General features: G+C 64.4%; 16 protein-coding genes. 9 read left to right on the top strand and 7 right to left on the bottom strand.

What is annotated here, in order from left to right:
- Nucleotide 1: 1 nt before the first annotated feature.
- The 3 genes from FCT00_RS12385 to FCT00_RS12375 are packed head-to-tail and all read left to right on the top strand — an operon-like array spanning nt 2 to nt 2,308.
- On the top strand, nt 2–496 hold the full coding sequence (locus FCT00_RS12385) for a YIP1 family protein (RefSeq protein ID WP_138423233.1): 495 nt from the start codon (nt 2–4) through the stop codon (nt 494–496).
- Nucleotides 493–1,101 carry a Yip1 family protein gene (locus FCT00_RS12380; RefSeq protein ID WP_138423232.1) on the top strand — a complete coding sequence of 203 codons (609 nt, stop codon included), beginning with the start codon at nt 493–495 and terminating at the stop codon, nt 1,099–1,101. Before FCT00_RS12385 ends, FCT00_RS12380 begins: the two co-directional genes overlap by 4 nt.
- On the top strand, nt 1,094–2,308 hold the full coding sequence (locus FCT00_RS12375; protein ID WP_008328899.1) for a cysteine desulfurase: 1,215 nt from the start codon (nt 1,094–1,096) through the stop codon (nt 2,306–2,308). Before FCT00_RS12380 ends, FCT00_RS12375 begins: the two co-directional genes overlap by 8 nt.
- Nucleotides 2,309–2,314: 6 nt before the next feature.
- On the opposite strand, the gene FCT00_RS12370 is transcribed toward FCT00_RS12375, so the two are convergent.
- The gene (locus FCT00_RS12370) at nt 2,315–2,998 is read right to left on the bottom strand and encodes a M48 family metallopeptidase (RefSeq protein WP_138423231.1); all 684 of its coding nucleotides are present in this window, start codon (nt 2,996–2,998) and stop codon (nt 2,315–2,317) included.
- A 147-nt stretch (nt 2,999–3,145) separates the two neighbouring features.
- Between FCT00_RS12370 and FCT00_RS12365 the strand changes: the two genes are divergently transcribed.
- Entirely contained in the window at nt 3,146–3,865 is a 720-nt protein-coding gene (locus FCT00_RS12365) for an FkbM family methyltransferase (protein WP_138423230.1), read from the top strand.
- A 13-nt stretch (nt 3,866–3,878) separates the two neighbouring features.
- Here FCT00_RS12365 and FCT00_RS12360 read toward each other — a convergent pair whose 3' ends face one another.
- The 5 genes from FCT00_RS12360 to FCT00_RS12345 form a co-directional block, all read right to left on the bottom strand.
- Nucleotides 3,879–5,063, bottom strand: a complete 1,185-nt coding sequence (locus FCT00_RS12360) for a vWA domain-containing protein (protein WP_008328895.1) — start codon at nt 5,061–5,063, stop codon at nt 3,879–3,881.
- A 16-nt stretch (nt 5,064–5,079) separates the two neighbouring features.
- Nucleotides 5,080–5,244 carry a hypothetical protein gene (locus FCT00_RS21470; RefSeq protein ID WP_008328894.1) on the bottom strand — a complete coding sequence of 55 codons (165 nt, stop codon included), beginning with the start codon at nt 5,242–5,244 and terminating at the stop codon, nt 5,080–5,082.
- A gap of 34 nt (nt 5,245–5,278) precedes the next feature.
- A complete protein-coding gene (locus FCT00_RS12355; protein ID WP_235889027.1) occupies nt 5,279–6,679 on the bottom strand; it encodes a DUF2927 domain-containing protein in 1,401 nt (466 codons plus the stop codon).
- Nucleotides 6,676–7,137, bottom strand: coding sequence for a GNAT family N-acetyltransferase (locus FCT00_RS12350; protein ID WP_138423229.1), 462 nt, complete (start codon nt 7,135–7,137; stop codon nt 6,676–6,678). Before FCT00_RS12350 ends, FCT00_RS12355 begins: the two co-directional genes overlap by 4 nt.
- 376 nt (nt 7,138–7,513) lie before the next feature.
- A complete protein-coding gene (locus FCT00_RS12345; protein WP_138423228.1) occupies nt 7,514–8,356 on the bottom strand; it encodes an AAA family ATPase in 843 nt (280 codons plus the stop codon).
- Nucleotides 8,357–8,732: 376 nt separating this feature from the next.
- Between FCT00_RS12345 and dksA the strand changes: the two genes are divergently transcribed.
- Together dksA and FCT00_RS12335 are read left to right on the top strand one after the other, a co-directional pair.
- Nucleotides 8,733–9,155, top strand: a complete 423-nt coding sequence (gene dksA, locus FCT00_RS12340) for an RNA polymerase-binding protein DksA (RefSeq protein WP_008328890.1) — start codon at nt 8,733–8,735, stop codon at nt 9,153–9,155.
- Between the two features lie 77 nt (nt 9,156–9,232).
- A complete protein-coding gene (locus FCT00_RS12335) occupies nt 9,233–10,399 on the top strand; it encodes an FAD-dependent monooxygenase (RefSeq protein WP_138423227.1) in 1,167 nt (388 codons plus the stop codon).
- Here FCT00_RS12335 and FCT00_RS12330 read toward each other — a convergent pair.
- Complete coding sequence (locus FCT00_RS12330) at nt 10,378–11,211, bottom strand: isocitrate lyase/PEP mutase family protein (protein WP_138423226.1); 834 nt, start codon at nt 11,209–11,211, stop codon at nt 10,378–10,380. The two genes, FCT00_RS12335 and FCT00_RS12330, sit on opposite strands and share 22 nt — an antisense overlap.
- Before the next feature lie 191 nt (nt 11,212–11,402).
- On the opposite strand from FCT00_RS12330, the gene guaB reads away from it, so the two are divergent.
- The 3 genes from guaB (at nt 11,403) to FCT00_RS12315 (ending at nt 16,612) form a co-directional block, all read left to right on the top strand.
- Nucleotides 11,403–12,857 carry an IMP dehydrogenase gene (guaB, locus tag FCT00_RS12325; protein ID WP_138423225.1) on the top strand — a complete coding sequence of 485 codons (1,455 nt, stop codon included), beginning with the start codon at nt 11,403–11,405 and terminating at the stop codon, nt 12,855–12,857.
- Between the two features lie 44 nt (nt 12,858–12,901).
- Nucleotides 12,902–14,074 carry an RsmB/NOP family class I SAM-dependent RNA methyltransferase gene (locus tag FCT00_RS12320; protein WP_138423224.1) on the top strand — a complete coding sequence of 391 codons (1,173 nt, stop codon included), beginning with the start codon at nt 12,902–12,904 and terminating at the stop codon, nt 14,072–14,074.
- A 135-nt stretch (nt 14,075–14,209) separates the two neighbouring features.
- On the top strand, nt 14,210–16,612 hold the full coding sequence (locus FCT00_RS12315; RefSeq protein WP_138423223.1) for a hybrid sensor histidine kinase/response regulator: 2,403 nt from the start codon (nt 14,210–14,212) through the stop codon (nt 16,610–16,612).
- The last annotated feature ends 153 nt before the right edge of the window (nt 16,613–16,765 follow it).

Raw genomic sequence — 16,765 nt, 5'->3', positions numbered from 1 at the left:
CATGTCGGTCGTGCGTGACGTGATCCGCGCCTATCGTGCGCCGCGTGCGGTGTTTCTGCGCCGCCTCGGCGATACGGTGCGCGAAGATCGAGCGCTGGCCGTGCTGATGGTCGCCTGCATTCTGGTTTTCGTGGCGCAGGCGCCGCGCCTGCAACGTGTCTCGATCGAAACCGGGCAGGAATTGAACCCGCTTCTGGGCGGCGCCATGTTCGCCTGGCTTTTCATCATGCCGCTCGCCGCCTATGGCATCGCTGCGATCAGTCACCTGATCGCGAAAGTCGTGGGCGGGCAGGGCACGTGGTTCGCATCCCGCTTCGCACTGTTCTGGGCGCTTCTCGTAGCCAGCCCCCTGTGGCTTCTCTGGGGCCTCGTCACCGGGTTCATCGGACCGGGCGTCGAAGAAAGCATCGTGGGCGCCATCGCGCTTGCGGCCTTCCTGATCCACTGGATCGTCAACCTCGTCAGCGCCGAGGCGGGTGTGGGAGCGGTTGCGTGAGGTTCGAGCCGGGATACCTTCTCGGTATGGCGATGCAGTCCATCCCGGAGCCGCGCAAGATCGCGCGGGAGCTGTTCGCGCTGAACCTCGACCGGGCGACGCTTTGGCAGATCCTGATCCTTCTCATGGTGATCGGCGCCATTCTGGGCGTCGGGTCGTCGGTCCTGTTCCCGCCCGCGCCGGAACTCGAAGGCACGATTTTCGCGATGCCGCTGATCGTCGCGATGGCCGAGGCGTCGATCGCCGTCATCACGGTTTTTCTGATCTACTGGCTGGGCCGGTCGGCGGGCGGAACGGGCCGGTTCGAGGACGGGATCGTCACGGTCGCCTGGCTGAACTTCGTGCTTCTGATCGTGCAGACCGTCGTTCTGGTCCTAAGCCTGTTCGCCCCGTCGCTCGCCGCGCTGCTGTGGCTCTTCGGTGGCTTCACCGGGTTCTGGATTCTGAGCCATTTCATCGCGGAACTGCACGGTTTTGCCTCGGCCCTGCGCGTATTCCTGACGATCCTTCTGACCAGTTTCATCGCCGTCGCGATCCTGTCGATCATCCTTGCGATCCTCGGGGTCGGAGCGGCCATGACCTCGGGAGAGCTTGGTAATGTATGATGTGAACAAGATCCGCGCGGATTTCCCGATCCTCGCGCGTGAGGTGAACGGCCAGCCGCTGACCTATCTCGACAACGGGGCCTCGGCCCAGAAGCCGCAGGTGGTGATCGACGCGGTGACGCGCGGCTATGCCGAGGAATATTCCAACGTCCATCGCGGTCTGCACTATCTGTCGAACCTCGCCACCGAGAAATACGAAGCGGTGCGCGGCATCGTCGCCCGCTTTCTGAACGCGCCGTCCGAGGATGAGATCGTGTTCAACTCCGGCACGACCGAGGGGATCAACATGGTCGCCTATGGCTGGGCTGCGCCGCGCATGGCCGAGGGCGACGAGATCGTCCTGACCGTGGCCGAGCATCACGCCAACATCGTCCCGTGGCATTTCCTGCGCGAACGGCAGGGGGTCAGGCTCGTCTGGGTCGAACCCGACGCGGACGGGTCGATCCCGGCGGACAAGGTGCTCGCGGCCGTGACCGAGCGGACCAAGCTGATCGCAGTGACGCAATGCTCCAACGTCCTCGGGTCCATCGTCGACGTGAAGGCGATCAAGGCCGGTGCGGGCGACGTGCCCGTGCTGGTGGACGGCTCGCAGGGCGCGGTGCACATGCCGGTGGATGTCGCGGATCTTGGCGTCGATTTCTACGCCATCACCGGCCACAAGCTTTACGGTCCCTCCGGCTCGGGCGCGATCTTCGTCAAGCGTGAGCGGATGGACGAGATGCGGCCCTTCATGGGCGGCGGCGACATGATCCGCGAGGTGACGCGCGAAACCGTCACCTACAATGATCCGCCGATGAAGTTCGAGGCGGGCACGCCGGGGATCGTCCAGACCATCGGGCTGGGTGTCGCGCTGGAATACATGATGGGCGTCGGGATGGAGAATATCGCGGCCCACGAGGCATCGCTTGCGAAATATGCCGCCGAGCGGTTCGAGGGGCTCAACTGGCTTAACGTGCAGGGCAAGGCGCCGGGCAAGGCCGCGATCTTTTCGCTGACGGTCGAAGGCGGGGCACATGCGCATGACCTGTCCACGATCCTCGACAAGAAAGGGATCGCGATCCGCGCCGGGCACCATTGCGCCCAACCGCTGATGGATCACCTCGGCGTGCCCGCCACGGCGCGCGCGAGCTTCGGCATGTACAACACGACGGAAGAAGTCGACCGGCTCGTCGAAGGGCTGGAGTTGTGTCACCGGCTCTTTGGCTGAGGCGCGTCACCGCGCCCATTTGGCCTCGTTCGCTTCGATAGCGGCAATACGCTGGTGCGTTTTCGGGTGGCTCAGAAGCCACGCGGGCTGACCGTTGCCCCGACTTTTGGTGAGGTCTTCGAGTTTCTCGAACAGCGACTTCTGGGCGGCGGTGCCGATTCCGGATTTCATGAGCAGGGCGGTGGCATAAGCGTCGGCCTCGTATTCGTCGCCGCGCGACAGGCGCGCCATGACCATCGACGACAGCGCGCCCGCGATCATCGGCCCCAGACCGGGAATGAACCGTCCCAGCAGCATGATAAGCGCCGTGCGCAGCGCGTTCTGCCCGGAAAAGTCGATCATCCGCCTTCGCGCGTGACCTAGTGCCACGTGGCCCAGTTCATGCGCGATGACGCTCGCCAGTTCTTCGGCGGAAACCTTGCCTTGCCGATACTGGTCATAAAACCCGCGCGTGATGAAGATGCGCCCATCGGGCGAGGCGAGGCCGTTGACCGGCTCGATCTCGTAGATGTTCACGCGGATGCGCGGCAGGTCGAGCGCCTGTGCCATCCGGTCGGTCAGCGCGCGCAGCTTGGGATCGGCGAGCTCGGTCGATTTCGCGTCCAGTTCATGCCGCAGACGCCATGCCGAGAACCACCACAGGACGAACCCGTAAAGGAGCGCGATCAGGATGGGCGTGAACTTCAGCATGTCAGGAATATGGAGTTTGCCGCGTCCTCGCGCCAGTGCGTATGCGCGTCTCGGCGTTCACAAACTTGACCGCTCACGCAGAATCCATTCAACTTGGGATTGTGGGTGACACGTGGAGATGAGGGGACACCAGAACGGGAGTCCCTTATGGACGATATTTCACGCATCTTGCCACGCACTCCGGGTAAGCGCGATTCCATCGCCAAGTTTCTTGCCGCCGGGTTTCCGGTGGAAACCGTGATCGACGTGGGCGTGCAGTATGGCACGCCGGAACTGATCGACACGCTGGGCGACCGCCGCCACATCCTGTGCGAGCCGATCGTCGAATACCATGACAGCATCAACCGCACCTATACCGCGCGGGGCGTGGATTTCCTGCTCGATGCCCGCGCGGCCTCGGACAGCGACGGAACGGCGCAGATCGCGCTCTCGACCACATCGGACGCCAGCACAATCACACATGCGCGCCTCAATGACACGGATGCGCCGGGGCAGACGCTGCGTGCGGTCGAAACCGTCACGCTGTCGACGCTGGTCGAGGATCTGAACCTCACCGGGCCGTTCCTGCTCAAGATCGACGTGGACGGGGCGGAAGAAATGATCCTGAAAGGCGCGGCACCGATCCTGAGCCAATGCTCCGGCGTCGTGATGGAGGCGCATGTCGAAAGCTTTTTCGCGCGGTGTCAGCACCTTGTGGATGCTGGCCTCGCGCTCTTCGACATCATCGACCTGTGTTATTACGACAACCGGCTGTGTCAGGTAGACGTGTTCTTCATCAACCCGGCCTTCGCACCCGACGGGGCCGAAAAGCCGATCAGCGGCGCTTGGGACAATTCGAAGTGGTTCGACCTGATCCGCCACATCTGACAGAGCAGACGGATCAGCGCACCAGTTCGCGCATCCCCCGGTCGATCCCTTCAAGCGTCATCGGCACCATGCGATCCTCGAAGATCTCGCGGATCATCTCGACCGATTGGGTATAGGGCCAATAGCGTTCCTGAAGCGGGTTGATCCACAGGTGATCGGGCCACTGTTCGCGCGCGCGTTGCAGCCAGACCGATCCCGCCTCGGGGTTCCAGTGCTCGTTGGCACCGCCGGGCATCGCGACCTCGTAGGGCGACATCGAAGCGTCACCGACGAAGATGCACTTGTAGTCCGACCCATAGGTATGAAGCACGTCCCAAGTCGGGGTCTGTTCGGTCCAGCGCCGGCGGTTGTCGCGCCAGACGCCTTCGTAAAGGCAGTTGTGGAAGTAGTAGTATTCGAGATGCTTGAACTCGGTCCGTGCCGCCGAGAACAGCTCTTCCACCACCTTGATATGCGGGTCCATGCTGCCGCCCACGTCGAGAAACAGCAGAACCTTGACCGCGTTGCGCCGTTCGGGCCGGACCTTGACGTCGAGATAGCCATGCTCGGCGGTCGAACGGATCGTGCCGTCGAGGTCCAGTTCCTCATGCGCCCCGTCGCGCGCCCAGTTGCGCAAGCGTTTGAGCGCGACCTTGATGTTGCGGGTGCCAAGCTCGACCGAGTCGTCGAGGTTCTTGAATTCCCGCTTGTCCCAGACCTTGACCGCGCGTTGATGGCGGCTTTCCTTCTGCCCGATGCGGACGCCTTCGGGATTGTAGCCATAGGCGCCGAAGGGCGAGGTGCCGGCCGTGCCGACCCATTTCGATCCGCCTTGATGCCGTTCCTTTTGCTCTTCCAGCCGTTTCTTGAGCGTTTCCATAAGCTTGTCGAAGCCACCTAAAGCTTCGATCTCGGCACGTTCCTCGTCGCTCAGGTGCTTCTCGGCCATCTTGGTCAACCAATCGGACGGAATGTCCACCGCCTCCAACACCTGATCGAAACTGATCGCCTCAAGCCCTTCGAAGGCCTGCGCGAAGGCGCGGTCGAACTTGTCGAGATTGCGCTCGTCCTTCACCATCGAGGCGCGCGCGAGGTAATAGAACGCCTCGACGTCATAGGTCGCAAGCCCCGCGCGCATCCCTTCCAGAAAGGTCAGGTATTCACGCAGCGATACGGGAACCTTGTTGTTCCGGAGCGTTTCGAAAAAGGGAATGAACACGGGCGGCGTGCTCCTGTTACAGGCCTCGGCTGAGGAAGACCGTAACAAACAGGCCGAGAATTGCAAAAGCCATGCCATAGGCCGCGCCGTATTGCGCAAGGTCGAGCCGCTGACCCCCGCGTTTGCGGGCCTGATAAGCGCCGAGAAGCGCGCCGAACACGGCGAATGCGAAAACGATCATGTGGCCTCCCGGGGCAAGTCGCTGCCCCGGAGGGTCAGCCTCGTTTGATGGGCGAGATCGCGGCGATTTCAAGCAGCCGCTGTCCCACCTCGGCGTCGGAACCGAAGCCATATCGTGCCCAGCCGAGGCTGTCGAGACGCACCAGATGCGCCTCAGCGTCGCGCCCCAGAATCTCGAGCCCTTCGGCCTTTATCATCAGGAGCGTCGACAGAAGCGCCGCGTTCTGGGCCGAACGCACGGCGGGCATATGGTTGTCGACAATGCGGATCGCGGTGTCGGCATTGCCGAGCGACAGGGCATGGGCGGCAAGCTGCACGCCCATATGCGCGGCCTGAAGCCGGGTGCCGGGCAGGGCGCCATAGATCGCTTCGGCCTCGCGGAAGGCCGCCAGTGCCACGTCGGAGTTGATGCCCAGATTGAGACGCCCGAGCGCGAAAAGCGAAAAGGCGAGGCGCGTGTCGTTCCAGCCATAGGCGCGGGCGAGGTCCACGGCCTGACCGGCGGCCTTACGACGCTGGGTCCCGCTTTCGTTGGCGCTGAGTGCGGTCTCGATCGCGGCTTTCCACGACCGCGGGGTCGGCGAGGTGGCGACCGGATACCCCATGCCGCCCGACGGGTTGAGCCGCGCGAGCAGGCCGGGCAGGCGCGCCGCCACCTGTTCGCGGGTCATGCCGGAGCTGAGCTCGGGCGAATAGTAGGCCCGCAGGATCAGCATGTCGAAGCCGGTCAGAACGGTATGGAAGTTGTCGTCGTTGAACACGCTGTCGGCGAGCCGGTAGAGGTCGTTCACCGGGCCCAGCGATTGCGCCACTTCCTCGTGCAGGCAATCGCGCATTTCCTGCGGGGCCACGTCGCCGGGGATGAATACCGACATCTGCGTGCGCACCTGCAACTTGGTCCAGTCCGTGCGCGGCGAGCGGCGGTTGGTCTTGTAGTCGCGCCAGCCGGAGACGTTCGGGGCCACGAAACAGGCCGCACCGGGCACGAGCGCCTGAAGCTGACGTTTCGGAATGACCTCGAGCGTGATCGAGGGCGTGCCCTGACCTGTGTAGCGCGAGATGTCGATGCCCGCCTCGGTGCGCAGGCGCCCGATGAGCTGGTCCAACTCGCTGTCGAGGACCGAGGCCTTGCGCCCGGAGACCTTGACGGTCACCGGACCTTCGAAGCGCGACATGACGGGCAGGGCGCGCCCCGATTCAAGCTGGAACGACAGATCGAGAAAGTCCGACGCGACCTCGCCGTTCGAGCGGGCGACGGCAAGCGTCGGTCCCGAATTGAACGCCTTCATCGGTGGCAGTTCCGTGGGCAGGTTCAACTGCCGCGCCGTGACTTCTCGGGCGAACTCCGACGCTGGCGTTTGCAGTGCACCTGTGCAACCTGCCAGAACCAGAGCCGCCCCGGTGACCGCCCCCACGATCCATCTGTGCCCGTTCATGTGCGTATCCCCCGTTGGTACTTGATGAACGGTGTCTTCTCGGCGATCCGGTCATAAAGGCGTCGTGCCGTCGTGTTGAACTCCTGCGTGTTCCAATAGACCACGGGCGTGCCGTTCCGGTCGGCGGCCTCATAGACCGCTTCGATCAGCGCACGCCCCACGCCGAGGCCACGGAACTCGGGATCGGCATACAGGTCTTGCAGGTAACAGACGTCCTCGATCCGCCAGTTGTGGCGGTGATAGAGGAAATGGACCAGACCCACAGCTTCGCCGTCCGCCTCGGCGACAAAGCAATGCTGCGGTTCGTTCCCCGAGAGGAGCCGTTCGAAGGTGGTTAGGTACACCTCCTCGTCGACCGCGCTCTCATAGAACCGCAGATACTCTGTCCAGAGGCGACGCCACTGGGGCTCGTCCGCACGCGTCAGTGCACGGACGGAGATCTGTGTAGTGTCTCCCAACACGCTACAGGCACACCGTTCCTTGCCCCCCCAGGCAGGTTCAATGGTTAGGTCACCCCACCCGGATTCCCCAAGCGGAAAGTGGCCGAATTGGGGCAGAAAATGGATTGTCCCGTGTCGGGCAACAATCGCTCCGCAAGATGTGGTGGGCGTATCGCCGCACAGCACAATGCCGCGCTGCGGAATGTGGCGGAATTGCGGCGGCGAGGGCGTGGCGACTCGAATCATACTCATGCCCAACAGTCAGCCGCTCAACTGGTTCCGATTTTGGGCAAGGCCGGGACAATGCGCGGGCGAACTGCGGTTTGTTTCGGGCAGGCGCGCATGAAAAAGGCCCACGCCGGGGCGCGGGCCTGTCACCTCATCAGGGTCTGCGTCAGCCGCGTTCGCGACGTGCGAGGAAGGCGAGACGTTCGAACAGATGCACGTCCTGTTCGTTCTTCAGGAGCGCCCCGTGCAGCTTCGGCAGGGCGGTCGAGCCATCGCGTTTCAGGTCTTCGGGGTCCATATCCTCGGCCAGAAGCAGTTTCAGCCAGTCGAGCACTTCGCTGGTCGACGGTTTCTTTTTCAGCCCTTGCTGTTCGCGGATTTCGTAGAACTGCGTCAGCGCGGTCGTCAGCAGGGCTTCCTTGATGCCCGGATGGTGGACCTCGACGATTTTGCGCATCGTCTCGACGTCCGGGAACTTGATGTAGTGGAAGAAGCAGCGGCGCAGGAAGGCGTCGGGCAGCTCTTTTTCGTTGTTCGAGGTGATGATGACCACGGGGCGGTGCTTGGCGCGGATCGTCTCGCCGGTCTCGTACACGTGGAACTCCATCTTATCGAGCTCCTGCAACAGGTCGTTCGGAAACTCGATGTCGGCCTTGTCCACCTCGTCGATCAGCAGAACGACCTTTTCGTCCGCCTCGAAGGCCTGCCAGAGCTTGCCCTTCCGGATGTAGTTCGACACGTCATGAACCCGCTCGTCGCCCAACTGGCTGTCGCGCAGGCGGCTGACCGCGTCGTATTCGTAAAGCCCCTGCTGCGCGCGGGTGGTCGATTTGATGTTCCACTCGATCATCCTGAGGCCAAGGCTCTCGGCCACCTGCTTGGCGAGCTCGGTCTTGCCCGTGCCCGGTTCGCCCTTGACGAGCAGGGGGCGTTCGAGCGTGACCGCCGCGTTCACGGCGATGGCAAGGTCGTCGGTCGCGACATAGGTTTCGGTGCTCTCAAATCGCATCATTCACTCCCGGCTGGTTGGCACGAAGTAAACGGCAGCAAGGCTGACATGCAAGTGGGGCGCGCGGAAACGTGGCGGCACGGACGGGCGGCGCGCGTTAATGCAAAACGCGAATTAGAGGTTGCAGAATCAGGTGGCCTTCACCTATTTGAGCGCCAGAGATATGGTTATCTTTCAAAAACTTGCACGAGGATTTGGGTGTGCAAGACTGCGAAATGTGCAGCTTGGTCGGCACCATCGCCCAAAACGTGAACACGGCGAACGGTTTGTGTAGTGACATCCCCGGAGGGCTGGGATACACGACCCCACAGGAGAGCACCGAATGGTAAAAAGTAACCAAGTTAACGGGGCATCCGGGGTTGAAGAGGAGAGTGGGATGAAGGTGGAAAGCTTCCTGCCGGACAACTACACGCCGGCCGAAGACGAACCTTTCATGAATGACCGGCAGCTGGAATACTTCCGGGTCAAACTGTTGAAATGGAAAGCCGAATTGCTGGGCGACAGCAAGCACACCATCGAAGGCCTGCAAGACAGCACCCGCAACATTCCCGACATCGCGGACCGCGCCTCGGAAGAGACGGACAGGGCGCTTGAACTGCGCACCCGCGACCGCCAGCGCAAGCTCGTCGCCAAGATCGACAGCGCGCTGCGCCGCATCGACGAGGGCGAATACGGCTACTGCGAAGAGACCGGCGAGCCGATCTCGCTGAAGCGCCTCGACGCCCGCCCGATCGCGACCCTGAGCCTCGAAGCGCAGGAGCGTCACGAACGGCGCGAGCGGGTTCATCGCGACGACTGATCGTCGGCGCAGGGGATGAGATTTGACCGGCACCGCGGCGGATGCGCCCCGGTGCCTTTCTTTTTGATGGGGCATCCATGTTGATCGGTCAGGACATCTGCATCGTCGGTGCGGGGATCGGCGGGCTTGCCGCCGCCTGTGCGCTGGCGATGCGCGGGGCGCGGGTGACGGTTCTGGAACAGGCCGACGCGGTGCGCGAGGTCGGGGCGGGCATTCAGGTCAGCCCCAACGGCCTGTCGGTGCTGGACGCGCTCGGGGTCGGGGACGAGGTGCGCGCGCGCTGCCCCCGGTCGAAAGCCGTTCATCTGCTCGACGGCCTGACCGGGCGCAGCGTCATCCGTATGGATCTGGAGCGTCTGCGACCCGATCAGGATTTCCGCCTCGTGCACCGCGCCGACCTGATCGACATCCTTCTGACGCGCGCGACCGGGTTGGGCGTCGTCGTCGAGACGGGGCAGGCGGTGACGGCGGCGACCATCGGCCATGACGACGTGACGCTGACGGTGAACGGTGTGGACCGGGATCTGCCCTTCGTGATCGGGGCTGACGGGTTGCATTCGGTCCTGCGTCCGGTCCTGACCGGCAAACGTGAACCGTTTTTCACCGGGCAGGTCGCGTGGCGCGCGCTGGTGCCTGCAACGGGCGATGAACCCATGGAGGCCCGCGTGTTCATGGGGCCGGGCCGCCACATGGTCACCTATCCGCTGCGCGACGGCTCTCTCATCAACATCGTGGCGGTCGAGGAGCGGGATGGCTGGGCCGACGAGGGCTGGCACCACCCGGATGACCCCGACAACCTGCGCCGGGCCTTCGCCATGTTCGCCGACGCGCCGCGCTCGCTGCTCGCCCGGGCCGAGACGGTGAACATCTGGGGGTTGTTCCGTCATCCGGTCGCGAACCAGTGGCACAAGGGGCCTGCGGTCATTCTGGGCGATGCCGCACACCCGACGTTGCCGTTCATGGCGCAGGGGGCGGTCATGGCGCTCGAGGATGCCTGGGTGCTTGCCGATAGCCTCGCGGTCGCGGGGCTGGACGAAGGTCCGGCGCTCTATCAGGCCCGCAGACGCCACCGGGCCGAGAACGTGATCGAAGCGGCGAATGGCAATGCCCGCAACTACCACTACGCCAACCCGGTCCTGCGGTTCTTGGGCCACAACGCGCTGCGCTTCGCGGGCAACCTGTCGCCGGACAGCGTGCTCAAACGCTACGACTGGATCTACGACTACGACGTGACGACGGCCTGACCGGACAACAGCGCGTCGACCTCGGCCCCGCTCGCCGCCGCGGCGAGGGGCGAGAAGTCGCCGCGCCCGAACATGGCGCGACCGGCGTTCAGGATCGCGGCCTGCGTCACCCGTGCCAGCGCGCCCCCGATCGAAATGCGCGCCACCCCGATTTCGGCGAACTGAGCCCGCTTCACCCCCGCGAAGGGTCCGGCGGCCAAGGCGTTCACGGGCACCGACACCGCGTCGCACACCCGCTTTTGCGCGGCAAGGTCGCCCGGATGGGGGACATAGACGCAATCCGCGCCCACGGCCTCGTAGGCCCGCACCCGCGCGATGGCCTCGTCCAGATCGTATTGGCCGTTCATCACGCCATCCGCCCGCGCCACCAGAACGAAGTCGCGGGGCAGGGCCCGGGCCGCTTCGACCGCCGCCCTGATGCGCGCGACCGCCATGTCGCGGTCGTAGGGCGTGGGGGACGGCAGCATCGCGTCTTCGATGGAAATACCAGCCAGCCCCGCCTCATAGGCCAGAAGTACGGTATCGAAAATATCCTCGGGGTCATGGACGAAGCCGTTCTCGAAATCGCCCGAGACCGGGACGGTGACCGCGCGCACCAGCGTTTCGGCATGCCCCAGCGCCTCTTCCCGCGAGATGCGCCCCATGTCGGGGCGTCCGAGCGTAAAGGCATGGGCCGAGGATGAGGTCGCGATGGCCTCGGCCCCCAGTCCGGCCAGCAGTTTCGCGCTCCCCGCATCCCAGGCATTGGCCAGGATGAACGGATCGCCCGGTCTGTGAAGGGCACGGAATTCGGCTCCGATGTCGCGTCGCATGGCTGATCCTCCCTCGTCCTGCCGTGAATCCTATCCACAAGCGGCCCGCAGGCAAACGGCAATCGTGACGGTTCGGCCCGGATCGAAAGACCTGCATGAGTGCTGCGGATTTTCGCCCCCGGACCCCTTTCCATTCTTCCCGGCCCGTGAAATAGGGAAGTGCCAAACGATCCCTCCAAAGGAGACCGCTCATGGAGATTCGCGAGGCGCTTACCTTCGACGATGTTTTGCTGGTTCCAGCCGAAAGCACGGTGCTGCCGTCCACGGCGGACACGACCACTTGGGTCACCAAGTCGATCAAGCTCAACATACCGCTTCTGTCCTCGGCGATGGACACGGTCACCGAAAGCCGCATGGCGATCTGCATGGCGCAGGCGGGCGGGATCGGCGTGATCCACAAGAACCTGACGGTCGAGGAACAGGCGCGCGAGGTGCGGCGGGTCAAGCGGTTCGAAAGCGGGATCGTCTACAACCCCGTCACCCTGACGCCGGATCAGACGCTGGCCGATGCCAAGGCGCTGACCGAGCGATACGGGTTCACGGGCTTCCCGGTGGTGGACGAAAACCGCCGCGTCGTCGGGATCGTGACCAATCGCGACATGCGCTTCGCCCAGCATGACGACACGCCTGTGCGCGTGATGATGACGGGCGACGATCTTGCGATCCTTCAGGAGCCCGCCGACCGGGACGAGGCGATCAGCCTGATGAAGTCGCGCCGGATCGAGAAGCTTCTGGTCACGGACAAGACCGGCAAGCTCACCGGGCTTCTGACCCTGCGCGACACCGAACAGGCCGTGCTGAACCCGACCGCCTGCAAGGACGATCTGGGTCGCCTGCGGGTCGCAGCCGCGACCAGCGTGGGCGACAGCGGGTTTGAGCGGACCGAGGCTCTGGTTGACGCGGGCGCCGACATCGTGGTGATCGACACCGCGCACGGCCATTCGCGCGGGGTGCTCGAAGCGGTCGACCGGGCCAAGAAACTGTCCAACGAGGTTCAGATCATCGCTGGCAACGTCGCGACCGCCGAGGCGACACGCGCGTTGATCGACGCGGGGGCAGACGCGGTGAAGGTGGGGATCGGCCCCGGCTCGATCTGCACGACCCGCATGGTCGCGGGCGTCGGCGTGCCGCAATTGACCGCGGTCATGGAAAGCGCGCGCGAGGCGGCCAAGTCGGGCGTCCCGGTGATCGCGGACGGGGGCATCAAGTTCTCGGGCGACTTCGCCAAGGCGATCGCGGCGGGGGCGTCCTGCGCCATGGTCGGCAGCATGATCGCGGGCACGGACGAAAGCCCGGGCGAGGTGATCCTGTATCAAGGGCGCTCGTTCAAAAGCTATCGCGGCATGGGGTCGCTGGGCGCCATGGCGCGCGGCTCGGCGGATCGGTATTTCCAGAAGGACGCGGCGAGCGACAAGCTGGTCCCCGAAGGGATCGAGGGGCAGGTGCCTTACAAGGGGTCCGCGAACGCGGTCGTCCACCAGCTCGTCGGCGGTCTGCGCGCGGCGATGGGCTATACCGGCAACGCGACGGTCGAGGCGATGCGCACGAATTGCCAATTCGTCAAGATCACCGGTGCGGGGCTTAAGGAAAGCCATGTGCACGACGTGCAGATCACGCGCGAAAGCCCGAACTACCGGATCGGCTGAGATTTGAAGGGCTTGGCGGTCGATATTCACGTTTTTGGTAAGGCATGACGCCCGCTGCCCGCCTCTCGGCCGCGATCGAGATTCTGGACGACTGGCTGGCAGGAGCCGCGCCGGAACAGGTGCTCACACGCTGGGGGCGCGCCAACCGCTATGCGGGGTCCAAGGACCGGGCCGCGATCCGCGATATCGTCTATGATGCGGTCCGTTGCCGACGGTCCTTCGCCACGCTCGGCGGTGGTGTAACCGGGCGCGGGCTGGTGCTTGGTGGGCTGCGCGCCGCAGGGGCCGACCCGGATGAGCTTTTCACGGGCGACCGGTTCGCGCCGACGCCCCTTGCCGACGAAGAACGCACGGTGCCCGATCTGGCGAATGTAGCGCCTGCCGTAAGGCTCGACCTGCCGGACTGGGTATTGCCGTTGATGCAGGACAGCCTCGGCGCGGACTGCGAGGCGGTCGCGCAGACGCTGCGCCATCGCGCGCCGGTGTTTCTGCGCGTGAACACGGCCAAGGTCAGCCGTGCGGGCGCGCAAGCTGCACTTGCCGATGAAGGGATCGGCACGACCGAGCACACTCTGTCCGATACGGCGCTCGAGGTCACCTCAGGCGCGCGGCGCGTTCACATAAGCCGCGCCTATCAGGATGGGCTTGTCGAGCTTCAGGACGCTGCCAGTCAGGCGGTGATCGATCTGCTCGACGTGACGCCCGGTGTGAGGGTGCTGGACTACTGCGCCGGGGGCGGCGGCAAGGCGCTTGCCCTTGCGGCACAGGGCGCTGCCGTGACCGCACATGACATCGACGCGGGTCGGATGCGCGATCTGCCGGAGCGCGCGCGCCGCGCCGGGGCTGACATCGACATCTCCGCGCCGGGTCAGTCCGGCGACGGTTTCGATCTGGTTTTCGCCGACGCGCCGTGTTCCGGGTCCGGAAGCTGGCGTCGCGCACCACAGGGCAAATGGTCCCTGACGCGGGACGGACTTGACGCGCTGTGCCGAATTCAGGCCACGATCCTCGACGAAATCGCCGACCGCGTGCGACCCGGAGGTCGGATCGCCTATGCCACCTGCTCTCTGTTCGACGAAGAAAACATGAGCCAGATCAAGGCTTTCGTCGCGCGCCGTCCGGAGTGGACCCTGACCGCCTCGCGCCGTTTCACACCGCTGGACGGGGGCGATGGGTTCTTCGTCGCGATCCTCGAAACTTCGCCCGGCACGCGCTAACTTACGCGAATAGCAACCCTAGATTGAATGTCGTTTCTCGATTAAGCTGACGTTAACGCTGACTAGGTTGACTGAGGCGCAGTCGAATCAACGCTTGGTAGGGTCTTGTCCCACGTTGTCCTTACACCTGGCCCGATGACCCGGGCGGCGCTTGGGTTGGCGCCGCGCCTTTGGGCGGTGGTGCTTGTGGCACTCGTCGCGTTGGGCGGCTCTTGGTTCGTCGTGCCCCCGGTCGCCGCGCTGCTTCTTTTCCTGATCGGTCTCACGCTCCTGTCCGTCGCGCTTCTGACATTCGGTCTGAAGTTCTGGCACGACCGGGCGGCCGAAAGCCTAAGAAGCCTGACCGAGGCGCTCGTTGCCGAGGATTCGGCGCCCACGCTGATGACCGACCCCGACGGCGCGATCCGGTTCGCCAACGCGGCGGCCCGAACGGCGTTCGAGGCGCGCGAGGGTCAGACGCTGACCGAGGTGCTGGGCGATCTCTGGCTCCAGCCCGCGACCTTGCTCTATCGCCTGCAAAACCGCGCACTGGCGCTGGGGGCGGCGCGCGAAGGCGTGGCGATCCGGGGCGGGCAGGTCAACGTGTCGGTGCATCGCGTCGGCTCGGAAACCTTCCTGTGGCGGATCGAGGAGGTCGGGGCGATGCGCCCGTCGGGCCAATCCGGTGACGACATCGGCCTGCCGATGATGACCGCCTCGCGATCCGGCGCGATCCTTTCCATGAACGAAGCGTTGCGGCGTCTTTTGGGCGGGCGCGAATCCACGCTCGACCGGGTGTTCTCGGACCTCCCTCTCCGGCCCGGCGAAACCCACGTGATCCACGGCGCGCGGGGCGTCATGCCGGTGCTGGTGGCCGAGGTCGAACGCTCGGCCGGGCGGCGGGAGATCTATCTGCTGCCCGAACCCAAATCCCCGATGCTCGAAGCCGCCGACTGGGGCGTGGTCGAAAGCCTGCCCGTTCCGCTACTGCGTCTGGCGCCGAACGGACGCGTTTCGATGGCGAACGCACGCGCGCGCAAGCTGCTGGGCGTCGACGAGGTTTTGGGGCGTCTGTTCTCGGATCTTGTGGAAGGGTTGGGGCGGCCCGTGTCGGACTGGTTGTCCGAAGCTTGGGTGGGCCGCAATCTGGGCCGGACCGAAACCCTGCGCACGAGCGAGGGCGAGGACGAGACTTTCCTGCAAATCTCGCTGGAAAAGGTGCGTGACGACGAAGGCGATGCGCTTGTCGTCGTCATGAGCGATGCGACCGAATTGAAAACGCTCGAAACGCAGTTCGTGCAAAGCCAGAAGATGCAAGCGATCGGCCAGTTGGCCGGTGGGGTCGCGCATGATTTCAACAACCTGCTGACGGCGATCTCCGGGCATTGCGACCTGCTGCTTCTGCGTCACGACAACCCGGATGACGAGGATTTCCCTGACCTCAAACAGATCTCGCAGAACTCGAACCGGGCCGCCGCGCTTGTCGGTCAGCTTCTGGCGTTTTCGCGCAAGCAGACCCTGCGCCCGGACGTCATTGACCTTGCCGACAGCATGGCCGATCTCGTGCATCTCTTGGGGCGTCTGGTGGGGGAGACCATCACGCTCGACTATCTCCACGATCAGGACATCCGCCCGGTGCGCGCCGACAAACGCCAGTTGGAACAGGTCGTGATGAACCTCGTGGTCAATGCGCGCGACGCGATGCCCGGCGGCGGCACCATCCGTCTGGAGGTGCATAACGTGTATCTCGACCGTGCGCTGGAACGCGACCGCGTGCGGGTGCCACGCGGGGATTACGTCACCATTCGCGTGATCGACGCCGGCCACGGCATTCCGCCCTCGAGGATCGCCAAGATATTCGAGCCGTTCTACACCACCAAAGGCGCGGGCAAGGGCACCGGACTTGGCCTTTCCATGGCCTATGGCATCGTGAAACAATCCGGAGGGTTCATCTTCGTGGATTCCGTCGAGGGGTCGGGCACCACGTTCAGCCTGTATTTCCCTGTCTACGAACCGCCCGCCGACCACATGCTGTCACCGACCATGGTGGCCGAGAAGGAGCGCACGGATGCGGTCCTGCGCGAAGCCGCCGCGCGGATGATCGAGGACAAGCGCGCGCCCGCGCCGGCGACGCTGGAGGATGCCGAGAAGGCATCGGTGCCGAAACCGACGCATGATCCGAACCTCGAACGCAAGTCGGGCAATGTGCTGTTGGTCGAGGACGAGGCGCCGGTGCGCGCCTTCGCCTCCCGTGCGTTGGCGCTGCGCGGATATACGGTGCTCGAAGCCGACAGCGCCGAATCCGCGCTCGCCCTGCTCGAAGATCCGACGCTCAAGATCGACGTGGTGGTCACGGATGTCATCATGCCCGGCATGGACGGGCCGACCTGGGTAGCCAAGGCTCTTGAGGACCGACCCGGCGTCAAGGTCGTGTTCGTGTCGGGCTATGCCGAGGAATCGGTGTCCGAACACCAAAAGCGCATCCCGAACTCGGTGTTCCTGCCCAAGCCGTTTTCGCTTTCGGAACTGACCGCCACGGTCGCGGCCCAGATCCACTAGGTCAAGCGTCTGAAATAACGCGACTTTCCAGAAATCCACTCCGATCCTTCCTGCGCTAAAGGTTTGTTAACCAAGCTTGGCGCAAGGTGAATCCATAGAATTTTCTTGAAACGTTCTCTTTTGTTCTTCATGTAGAAAACCAGAACAAGAGGC

The sequence above is a fragment of the Maritimibacter alexandrii genome (assembly GCF_005871115.1).
In the GTDB taxonomy this organism is placed as follows: Bacteria; Pseudomonadota; Alphaproteobacteria; order Rhodobacterales; family Rhodobacteraceae; genus Maritimibacter; species Maritimibacter alkaliphilus.
The sequence above is the reverse complement of the archived record's forward strand: the minus strand, read 5'-3'. Positions and strand labels throughout refer to the sequence as shown.